Source organism: Gemmatimonadaceae bacterium, from assembly GCA_036504815.1.
GTDB lineage: Bacteria > Gemmatimonadota > Gemmatimonadetes > Gemmatimonadales > Gemmatimonadaceae > PNKL01.
In genome coordinates this window covers 1-9259 of sequence record DASXUN010000027.1, presented here as the reverse complement: position 1 = coordinate 9259, position 9259 = coordinate 1, and the positions used below count along the sequence as shown (strand labels likewise).

General features: G+C 66.4%; 7 protein-coding genes. 3 read left to right on the top strand and 4 right to left on the bottom strand.

What is annotated here, in order from left to right:
- Window positions 1-107: 107 nt before the first annotated feature.
- Window positions 108-2852: a UPF0182 family protein gene (locus tag VGJ96_13585; GenBank protein HEY3288145.1), complete on the top strand. Its 2745-nt coding sequence runs from the start codon at window positions 108-110 to the stop codon at window positions 2850-2852.
- A 58-nt stretch (window positions 2853-2910) separates the two neighbouring features.
- Here the strand turns inward: VGJ96_13585 and VGJ96_13580 are convergent, their stop codons facing one another.
- The 4 genes from VGJ96_13580 to VGJ96_13565 all read right to left on the bottom strand — a co-directional run bounded on the left by VGJ96_13580 (window position 2911) and on the right by VGJ96_13565 (window position 6993).
- Window positions 2911-3873 carry a deoxynucleoside kinase gene (locus VGJ96_13580; GenBank protein HEY3288144.1) on the bottom strand — a complete coding sequence of 321 codons (963 nt, stop codon included), beginning with the start codon at window positions 3871-3873 and terminating at the stop codon, window positions 2911-2913.
- Window positions 3870-4637 carry a deoxynucleoside kinase gene (locus VGJ96_13575; GenBank protein ID HEY3288143.1) on the bottom strand — a complete coding sequence of 256 codons (768 nt, stop codon included), beginning with the start codon at window positions 4635-4637 and terminating at the stop codon, window positions 3870-3872. Before VGJ96_13575 ends, VGJ96_13580 begins: the two co-directional genes overlap by 4 nt.
- A complete protein-coding gene (locus VGJ96_13570; GenBank protein HEY3288142.1) occupies window positions 4634-6316 on the bottom strand; it encodes a glutamine--tRNA ligase/YqeY domain fusion protein in 1683 nt (560 codons plus the stop codon). Before VGJ96_13570 ends, VGJ96_13575 begins: the two co-directional genes overlap by 4 nt.
- 89 nt (window positions 6317-6405) lie before the next feature.
- A complete protein-coding gene (locus tag VGJ96_13565) occupies window positions 6406-6993 on the bottom strand; it encodes a pyridoxamine 5'-phosphate oxidase family protein (GenBank protein ID HEY3288141.1) in 588 nt (195 codons plus the stop codon).
- A 152-nt stretch (window positions 6994-7145) separates the two neighbouring features.
- On the opposite strand from VGJ96_13565, the gene VGJ96_13560 reads away from it, so the two are divergent.
- Both VGJ96_13560 and VGJ96_13555 read left to right on the top strand, forming a co-directional pair.
- On the top strand, window positions 7146-8261 hold the full coding sequence (locus tag VGJ96_13560) for an integron integrase (GenBank protein HEY3288140.1): 1116 nt from the start codon (window positions 7146-7148) through the stop codon (window positions 8259-8261).
- Window positions 8262-8786: 525 nt separating this feature from the next.
- Complete coding sequence (locus tag VGJ96_13555; GenBank protein HEY3288139.1) at window positions 8787-9122, top strand: hypothetical protein; 336 nt, start codon at window positions 8787-8789, stop codon at window positions 9120-9122.
- Window positions 9123-9259: the final 137 nt, after the last annotated feature.

Sequence of the window (9259 nt, the reverse complement as noted above, 5' to 3'; positions counted from 1 at the left end):
GCGAGAATTTCGTCCAAGCGCCCCCCGTCGCGTGCCGCCGCGCACTGAACCCAAATGCTATACTGGAATGAGCCGGGAAAGCTGCCGGCGACAACAATGAGGTACCCGTGGCCCGACGCGTCACTCCGATCCTTCTGATCGCCCTCCTCGCCTTCTTCGCGCTGGTGCTCCTCCCCCAGGCGACGGGGATGCTGGTCGATTACTGGTGGTTCCGCGAGCTCGGCTTCAACGTGCTGTTCACCCGCACGCTCCTCACCAAGCTCTTGCTCTTCCTCACGGTGGCCTTCGCCAGCGGCGGCCTGGTGCATCTCAACCTGGCCATCGCCACCCGCGGCGATGCGCCCGACGCGGTGCGCGTGATGCAGCGCACCGGCGTGGACATTTCATCGTTCAACCTCGGGGGGCTGCTGCACCGGCTGGCCCGCCCGATCGCCATTGCCGTCGGCCTGCTGATTGGCGCCGGCGCGAACGCGCTCTGGGACGTGGTGCTGCAGGCGCTCTACCAGACGCCCTTCGGCGTGACCGATCCGGTCTTCGGCCGGGATGTCGCGTATTACGTCTTCACGCTGCCGGCCCTGGCGTCGGTGCTCGCGGTGCTCACGAGCCTGACGGTCCTGACGCTCGTCATGATCACCGTGGTGTACTTCCTGCGCGGCGAGATTGAGATCTCCCCGCGCCGGCTCCGCATCGAACCCGATGCCGGGATGCATCTCGCGATCGTGCTGGCGGCAATGTTCGTGCTTTGGGCGCTGCAGCTCTGGTTCGTGGACGCCGCTGGCGTGCTCTTCTCCACTACCGGGCCGCTCGTCGGCGCGAGCTACACCGACCTGCACGCGACGCTGCCGGCGCTCCGCCTGCTGGCGTTTGGCGCGCTGGTGGCCGCCGCGATGGTCGTCATGGGTGGCCTGCGCCACCAACTGGGCTTCAATGCGGTGCTGGCGCTGGTTGGCTACTTCGCGCTCTCGCTGCTCGGGCGGGCGATCGCGCCCGCGCTGATCCAGAAGTTCGTCGTGGCCCCCACCGAACTGACCCGCGAAGAGCCATACCTGGCCAGTCACATCGCGGCGACGCGGCGCGCGTGGGGTATCGACAGCGTCGAGGTGCGCGACCTCGGCGGCGAGGCGGGCGACCTGACACTCGCCAGCATTCGCGCCAACGCGCCGACCATCGACAACGTGCGGCTCTGGGACCGCGAGCCGCTGCTGCGCACCTTCGGCCAGTTGCAGGAAATCCGCACCTACTACGACTTCATCTCGGTCGACGACGACCGCTACTGGATTGACGGGCGCTACCGGCAGGTCCTGCTCTCCCCGCGTGAGCTGAACGTGACGTCGCTGCCGACGCGCACCTTCATCAACGAGCACCTCACGTTCACCCACGGCATGGGACTCACGATGAGCCCCGTGAACCAGGTGACGCAGGAGGGACTTCCGGTGCTGTTCGTGAAGGACCTGCCGCCGGCGACCACGGGATCCATCAAGGTCAGCCGGCCGCAGATCTACTTCGGCGAACTGACCGACGCCTTTGCGATCGTGAAGACGAAGCAGAAGGAGTTCGACTATCCCGCGGGCGACGAGAACATTTACCGCACCTATGATGGCACGGGCGGTGTCGCGGCGGGGAACTTCCTGCGGCGGCTGGTGCTGGCCGCCAACTTCGGCTCGCTCAAGATCCTGCTGTCGGGCGACATCGGCAGCGCGAGCCGCATCCTCTTCAACCGGAACATCGTCGCGCGCGCCAAGCTGGCCTTCCCGTTCCTGCGCCTCGACCGCGATCCGTATCTGGTGGTCGCCGAGAATGGGACGCTGCAGTGGATCCAGGACGCGTACACGGTGTCCACGCGGTATCCATATTCGTTCCGCGCGGCCGACGGCACGTCATACATCCGCAACAGCGTCAAGATCGTCATCGACGCCTACAACGGCGCGATGACGCCGTACGTCGCCGATCCTGCCGATCCGTTGATCCGGACGTGGGCGAAGATCTACCCCGGCGTCTTCCAGCCCATCGACCGAATGCCGGCCGACCTGCGTGCGCACATCCGGTATCCCGACGATCTCTTCCGCGCGCAGACCGCCCGGTACGTCACCTACCATATGAACACGCCGGCCACGTTCTACAATCGCGAGGACGAGTGGCAGGTGCCGGTGGAGGCGACCAAGGACCAGCCGGTGCCGTTCATGCGCCACATCGTGATGCGGCTGCCGGACGAGAAGGCCGAAGAGTTCATCTACATGGCGCCGTTCACGCCGCGCGGCAAGGACAACCTGGCCGCGTGGATGGTGGCGCGGAACGACGGCGCCTCCTACGGGAAGCTGCGCGTCTATCGCTTCCCGCGGCAGACGCTCGTCTTCGGCCCGCGACAGATCGAGAACCGCATCAACCAGGACACCGAGATCTCGCGGCAGGTCTCGCTGTGGGACCAGCGCGGCTCGCAGGTGATCCGCGGCGACCTGCTGGTGATCCCCATCGAGAAGGCGCTGCTGTACGTGCAGCCGATGTACCTGCAGGCCGAGGGCGGGATGATCCCCGAGCTGAAGCGCGTGGTGGTGGCGTACCAGAACCAGGTGATCATGCGCGAGACGCTCGAGGCGGCGCTCTCCGACATGTTCGGCGGCGCGGTGGGCACGTCGCGAGGCATGGGCGCCGCGGCCATGGCCGAAGCCGCCGCCAGCGCGGCGCCGACGGCGGGTGGCGTCGACGAAGCCACGAAGTCGGCGATTGCCGAGGCACAGCGTCGGTACCAGGCGGCGCTGGACGCGCAGCGGCAGGGCGACTGGGCGCGTTACGGCGAGGAGATCCGGCAGCTCGGCGCGGTGCTCGAGCGGCTTTCCGCGAAGCGCCCACGGTAAGGGGGGCGCGCGACCGGCGCGGGGTGTCCTCGCGCCGTTCGCGCTTGAGGGGACGGGACTAGCCGCGGAACTCCTTGGGCACGATCAGCCGCTCTATTCCCTCGTAGACGGCGATCAGGTGCCGCACGTTCGACACGAAGTCGATGCGGCTCACGTCGATCTCGAGCACCGGGCCGTCGTACCAGCCGTCGGCGCGCAGGTTGCCCACGAAAGCGTCGTAGCGCGGGTTGAGCGCGCGCACCAGGCGCACGAGCCCCTCGGGGAGATCGTCGCCGGGGTGCTCCTCGTCGCGCTGCCGGTCGCGGATGTTGCGCAGCAGGTTCTCCACCGGACTCTTGAGGATCACGAGCAGCCCCGGACGCACGAGCGGCCGGAACTCCTCCTCGAGCCGTTTGTCGATCACCTGCAGCGACTCGGCCGTGAGATACGGCTCGTCCATGTCGCGATGGAGCACTTCGCAGAACGCGTAGCGGTCGGCGAGCGGCGAGCCGTCGATGCACGTGCTCGACTGCAGGTGCGGCATCGCCTGCAGCTGCATCTTGCGCAGGTCGAGATAGGCGTGCTGGATGTCGAGCGCTGCCTGGTGCAGGTGCTTGCGCGCCGACGCGAGCGCCGCCGCATCATTGGGCGCGTCCTGCTGCGTCGCAATGAAATCATTGATCGCGCCGTAGTAGCGGCCGAGGGTGCGCTTGGCCGAGTGCTTGGCGGTGGCGAGGAGCGGGTAGAGCGAGGCGTTGTTGTGGACGTGGTCCTCGAATCCCTCGTCGGGAAGTTCGAAGAGCGCGTTCATTCCGGTGCTGTAGGCCAGCAGCTTCACCAGCGAGCTCTTCCCCGCCCCGATGTTGCCGACGCAGGCGATCAGCGTCTGGTGGCGCGACAGGTAGGTGAGGAGGCGCCGCTCGACGTTGGTGAGGCGGCTCGCGATCTCGTGGCGCTTGATGCTCGGGTCTTCGGCGACGTCCAGGACGCGGCGCGCCGTTGTGTTGGCGGGCGCGTTATTGGCGCCGGTAGTGGCGCTCATGGTTCCAGTTCCCGCGCGGCGATCATGCGGCGCACCTTTTCGCGAATGGTCCCGGCCGCGACGTGCACGTAATCGGGATGCTCGTACATGTCGATCTCGGCCGGGAGAATCACGATGTCGGCGTCGGGCGGGACGATGGCGATCTCCTGGTACTTGCGCAGGGTGCGGCGCCACGTGGCCGAGAGGTGCTCGTAACCCGCGTGGATTTCCTCGAGGTACTGGCGGCTGATTCCCGCCGCGTATTCGTCGCCCGCCGCGGCGCGTGTGAGGCGCCGCTTGTCGAGGAGCGCCGGCTCGGTGCGGAGGTAGACGGTGAGGTCGGGGAGGCGGATGCGGTCGTGCTGCATCGTCTGGTGCAGCTGCGTGTAGTAGAGCTTCGCGTGCGCGGCCGGCATCTCGCCCGCGTCGATCATGCGCTTGACGAAGACTTCCGGCCCGTCGAGGAACGGGCGGTCCTCGAGGATCAGCACGCCGCCGCCGCGCTGCTCGCGCGTCATCAGGTGGCGGATCTCGCGCTGCTGCAAAGTGCGCATGTGCAGGAAGGCCGTCTCGGTGGGGAAGATGTTCGCGACGCGGTCCTGGTAGAAGAGCGCGAGGCATTCATCGACGAGCGAGCCCTTGTCCACGCGTTCGGAGAAGGCGTAGGTGTCGCTGTGCCCGATCAGCTGCTGCAGGTCGCGCCGGTACGGCGGCGCGGCGAGGGCGTTCATGAGGGTCGTCTTCCCGGAGAAGAGGTTCCCCATGATGCCGATATGGAAATTCATGACTTCGCGGCCTCCTTGGCCCACGAATCGCGGAGCGTCACGGTGCGATTGAACACCAGCGCGCCGGGCTTGGAGTCTTCGTCGCTGATGAAGTAGCCGGTGCGCTCGAACTGGTAGCGGGTGCCGATCGGATCGGCGGCCACGCTCGGCTCGACTTTCGCCCCCTTCACCACGATGAGCGAGTTCGGGTTGAGCACCGACGTGAAGTCCTGCCCTTCGGGGAGTCCGTCCGGATCGGGGACGGTGAAGAGCGTGTCGTAGAGGCGCAGTTCGCAATCGATGGCGTGCGCGGCCGAGACCCAGTGGATGGTCCCCTGCACCTTGCGGCCGTCGGGGGCATTGCCGCCGCGCGTGGCCGGGTCGTAGGTGCAATGCAGCTCGACGATGTTACCGGCGGCGTCCTTGATGACGTCCTGGCAGGTGATGAAGTAGCCGTAGCGCAGGCGCACTTCGCGCCCCGGGGCGAGCCGGAAGAACTTCTTCGGCGGCGCTTCCATGAAGTCGTCGCGCTCGATGTAGAGCTCGCGCGCGAATGGGATCTTGCGCGATCCCGTGAGCGGGACGTCGTGCGGATAGTACGAGGCGTCGAGCGCGTCGACGTCGCCCTCGGGATAGTTGGTGATGACGACCTTGAGCGGGTTCGTCACGCAGAGGACGCGCGGCACGCGCATGTTGAGGTCGTTGCGCACGTGGTATTCGTACGCCGACATCTCGGTGCGCGCCGGCTTGCGGGCGATGCCGACGCTGTCGCAGAAGGCGCGGATGGCCTCGGGCGTGACGCCCCGGCGGCGAATCCCCGAGAGCGTGTGCAGGCGCGGGTCATCCCACCCCGACACGTGCCCGTCGTTGACGAGGCGCAGGAGCTTCCGCTTGCTGACGACCGTGTAGTCGAGGACGAGGCGCGCGAACTCGGTCTGCTCGGGCGGCTTCTCGAAGCCGGCTTCGGTCACCAGCCAGTCGTAGATCTCCTTGTTGTCCTTGAACTCGAGCGTGCAGAGCGAGTGGGTGATGCCCTCGATGGCGTCGCTCAGGCCGTGCGCGAAGTCGTACAGCGGGTAGATGCACCAGGCATCGCCGCGGCGGTAGTGCGAGGCGTGGGCGATCCGCATCAGGATGGGATCGCGCATGATCATGTTGTGGTGCGCGAGGTCGATCCTGGCGCGCAGCACGTGCGCGCCATCGGCGAACTCGCCCGCCTTCATCCGCGCGAGCAGATCAAGATTTTCGGCGACGGACCGGTCGCGGTACTTGCTCGGTGTGCCCGGCGTGGTGACGGTGCCGCGATGCTCGCGCACCTCGTCTTCCGTTTCGCTGTCGACATACGCCTTCCCCTTCTCGATCAGCCGGACGGCGATGTCGTACAGCTGTTCGAAGTAGTCGGAGGCGTAGTACTCGGCGTCCCACTCGAAGCCCAGCCAGCGGATGTCCTTCTTGATGGCCTCGACGTACTTGATGTCTTCGGTGAACGGGTTGGTGTCGTCGAAGCGCAGGTGGATGCGCCCGCCGAACTCCCTCGCGAGGCCGAAGTTGAGGCAGATGGACTTGGCGTGGCCGATATGCGGGAAACCGTTCGGCTCCGGCGGGAAGCGCGTGCAGATCTGGCGGCCGAACTTGTCGGACGCCTGGTCGGCCGCGACCATGTCGCGGATGAAGTCGCGCTTGGGGGAGTCGGTGGACACGATTGACGCGGGTTGGCGATGAACGAGAGGGGGAACCCAAGAATACTACTGCCTTGGGGCGTGTTGCGGAGTCCCGCTCCTGGTCCTCGTCAGTAGCCGATTCGCAGTGCCGTCACGCCGGCCGTCCCGGGGACGGCGGGGTCATCATCGTCCGGCCCCTTGGAGCCCCCGGTGCGCGTCTTGGCGCTCATCGCATCTATATGAAGGGCGACGAAGGCGGTGGCGTCGAGGTGGGCGTCCGGCGCCGGGGCGTATCCCGCGCCGGGCCCGCGCCCCGGCCAGTAGCGGCCGATCATCGCGTCGAGGACAGCGCGCTTGCGCGCCTCGTCCGGCTGGGTGGCGGCGGCGTGGCAGAAGGCGACGACGGAGCGGTAGTTGACCGAGTGGTTGAGGGCGGTCTTCGAGTAGACCAGGCCATCCACGAGGGTAACCGTGACGCAGACCGGGGCGCCCGATGCCACCGCCTGCATCAGGCGGCTGTTGTGGGCGCCGTGGAGGTACAGCGTGTCGGGAGTGGCCGGGTCGTACTGGTAGGTCATCGGGATGACCACTGGCCCCTGGTCATCGGCGATGCCCACGTGGGCGACGATGCCGGCGGCGAGGATGGCCGGCGCGTCGTCGGGGACGCCGCGTTCGCGGTGCTGGTGGAGGGTGGCGCGGTCGGTGGCGTCGGGCATGGGAGTTTGGGTGGGGACGACGGGAAGATAGTCGGCGATGGGTTGTCGCGGTGTGGCGTGGCGACTTGGTGCGGTTCCTCGGCGCGTTCGGTCGCCTCCACGCGCAATCAAAGGATGATGGATGGAAGCGCGTCGCTATGCAGCGTGGAGCTATGCCGGCCCCTCGACTCCTCGACGTGATGATGGAACGACTGGCGTTGCGGCATGCCAGTCCGCGGACGGTCACGGCATACACCGACTGGGTGCGCCGGTATGTGCGTTTCCACCGTGGCCGTCATCCGCGCCAGATGGGCGAGGCCGAGCTGACCGCGTTTCTCTCGTATCTCGCCACGGAGCGGCGGGTGGCCGCATCCACCCAGAACCAGGCGTTGGCGGCGCTGCTCTTCCTCTATCGCGAGGTGATCGGCGTCACCGTCGGCTGGCTGGACACGATGGTGCGCGCCGAGCGCCCGGCGCGGGTGCCGACGGTGCTGAGCCGCGACGAGGCGCAACTGGTGCTCGAGGCGATGGGCGGCGTGCCGCAGCTCGTGGCGATGGTGTTGTACGGCGCCGGATTGCGGCTGAGCGAGGCCTGCGCGTTGCGGCTGAAGGACGTGGATCTCGACCGCCGCGAGCTGGTGGTGCGGCAAGGCAAGGGTGGGCGCGATCGGCTGACCCTGCTTCCCGAGTCGCTCATTGAGCCATTGGCGGTGCAGATGGAACGCGTGCGGGTGCTGCACCGGCGCGACCTGGCTGCCGGACGCGGTCATGTGATGCTCCCCACCGCGCACGCGAGGAAATCGCCGAGTGCCGTGCGGGATGCGCGATGGCAATGGGTGTTCCCTGCCTCGCGATTCTACCGCGATCCCGCCACGTCACACTGGGTGCGTCATCATGTGCATCCCACGGTGATTCAGCGCGCGGTCGCCGATGCCGTTCGCATCGCGGCGCTGAACAAGCGCGTCGGTTGTCACACCTTTCGGCACTCGTTTGCCACGCACCTGATCGAGGCCGGGTACGACATCCGGACCGTGCAGGAACTGCTGGGGCATCGCGACGTGAAGACGACGATGATCTACACGCACGTGTTGAACCGTGGCGGGCGCGGGGTTCGCAGTCCACTGGATACGCTGATCCCGGGCGCCGTCGGCGCGCGTGACGGGGTCTCTCCGCACGCGGCTCGGCCCTCCACCCATGCTATGCAGACCCCGCCGGTCAGCCTAACACACCGCCGCCTGATCGCCGGTCGAGCGTACAACATCAACTGGCGCAAAGACCTGCGGCGGTGAATATTGGGCGTAACGCAGCGTGATAGGTAGGCACCTCGCCGCAGCCTATCGCACCGCGTGCAGTCATAATTCGCTGTCTAATCGTCGTTAGGTGGCAGGTCCCGTCTCATGTCCAAGTCCAGTGAACTCTGCATTTCGCCCCCCGAACTCAAGCTTCTCGTGAGCGGGAGCGCGGACGCGTACTCGACTACAATCGACGGATGGACGCTCAGCGAGTTCTATACGCCGAACGTTTACTGGTTCGACTCGATGCGTTGTGGCTCGTACCGCGTTACGCTCACGCGAGAGTTGCCGGAACGTGAGGATCATGGAGTGCACTACATCCATGGTTGTTATCTCGCCGAAGCGCTTGACCGTGCTTGGATCTATGCAACGGGAATGCCCTTGAGCGGGCGGGGCCACGATCTATTCATGGCTCCCGTGAGTCCGCCTGCGGATTGGACGTCCAACGCGGAGACCGTGCTACCCACGGACGACTGGCAGACACTTCGGTCTAGAGTGTCATATCTGTCTCCATATCGAAGCATGCCCAAGCTGCCTCTCGAGTCCGCTGTGAAGGCCTTGTTCGCCCTGCGCGACGCGGGGGAAGTCACGAACCAGATCGCTGACTTTCATCAAGCATCGATGGCTATGGTCGTGCCTGAGCTTACATACCTTCTGTTGGCACAAGGAATTGAGTGCGCGCTATCCTCATACTCGGAAGGCAAGCGCACTGCGATTCCGACCGCAGTCGCGAAGCACCTGAAGCACGACTTGAACTGGCTCTCCGAGATGTCCCACCAGCGTCGGGAGACGCGGCATGCTGTCGACAAGAAGACAGGTGTGGCCCTGAAGCAGTCGTTCGACTTGGTCGAAGGCTGAGCTGCGCCGGGTTCGGTGGACACCATCCTTAGGTACATTGGGTCGGAGAGGTGTCAAATGCGAACACGGCGGAAGCACAGTCGGGAGTTCAAGGTGGAGGCGGTCAGGCTGGTCCGTGAGCGCGGGGTCACGATGGC